Consider the following 1139-nt stretch of genomic DNA (forward strand, 5'->3'; position numbering starts at 1 on the left):
TGTGGAGCAACCGACATCCGTGCGGAGCTTTCAGATGGCGCAGCGCGGGTGTCGGTTGCGGTGGTGAGGTGTTCGGCGAATGCCTTGGGCGTTTGATAGCCAAGCGCCGAATGCGGGCGTGTTTCGTTGAAGTCGGTGGCCCAGGCCCGGATCACGGCGCGGGCATGGGCCATGTTGCGGAACATGGTCTCGTTCAGGAGTTCGTCGCGCATGCGCCCGTTGAAGCTTTCGACGAAGCCGTTCTGCATGGGCTTGCCCGGCGCGATGTAATGCCATTCAAGCTTGCGCTCCGTGGCAAAGGTTAAGATCGCGTTACTGGTCAGTTCGGTGCCGTTATCGCTGACGATCATGCCAGGCGGTCCGCGCCGTTCGATCAGCGTCGCCAATTCCCGCGCAACACGCCGCCCGGAGATCGATGTATCCGGGATGGCTGCGATGCATTCCCGTGTGACATCATCAACCACGTTCAGAATACGGAACCGCCGGCCACAGGCGAGCTGGTCATGGACGAAATCCAACGACCACCGGGCGTTTGGCCGTGCCTCGACCAGGATCGGGGCACGGGTTCCCACCGCCTTGCGCCGGGCGCGCCGTTTGCGCACCATGAGCCCTTCTTCTCGATACAGCCGATAGATGCGGTTGATCCCTGACGGCTCGCCATCGCGGCGCAAGAGCACGAACAGGCGCCGGTAGCCGAACCGGCGCCGCTCGTTCGCCAGATCGCGCAGCTTGCCCCGCAACTCAGTGTCCGCGGGACGACAGGAACGGTAACGGATCATCTTGCGATCCGCGCCGACAATCTTACAGGCCCGCCGTTCCGACAGGCCCAACCTGGCCTGCAGATGCGCAACGGCTTCGCGCTTCACGGCGGGCCTTACCATTTTTTTGAGAGCAGTTCCTTCATCGCCGCAGCATCCAGCATATGCTCGGCCAGAAGCTTCTTCAGCTTTGCGTTCTCATCTTCGAGCGCCTTCAGCCTTTTGGCATCGGAAACCGTCATCCCGCCAAACTTCGCCTTCCACGCATAAAAGGTCCCTTCCGACATGCCGTGCTTGCGGCACAGGTCAGCGCACTTCGCGCCGGCCTCTTGCTCGGTCAAAATGCCGATGATCTGCTCTTCTGTATATCTCGTTCGCTTA

At 61.4% G+C, this 1139-nt stretch carries 1 protein-coding gene; it reads right to left on the reverse strand.

Features of this window, described 5'->3' with window-relative positions:
* Positions 1-1139 (reverse strand): IS3 family transposase gene (locus ACFFU4_RS18355; protein WP_377071348.1). Its coding sequence is split into 2 segments (ribosomal slippage), with 1140 coding nucleotides annotated over them: positions 1-889 and positions 889-1139; the frame shifts between segments, so codons are not numbered across the junction. This gene is flagged as partial in the annotation.

Origin of the sequence: Roseovarius ramblicola (genome assembly GCF_042430665.1) — a bacterium.
Lineage (GTDB): Bacteria > Pseudomonadota > Alphaproteobacteria > Rhodobacterales > Rhodobacteraceae > Roseovarius > Roseovarius ramblicola.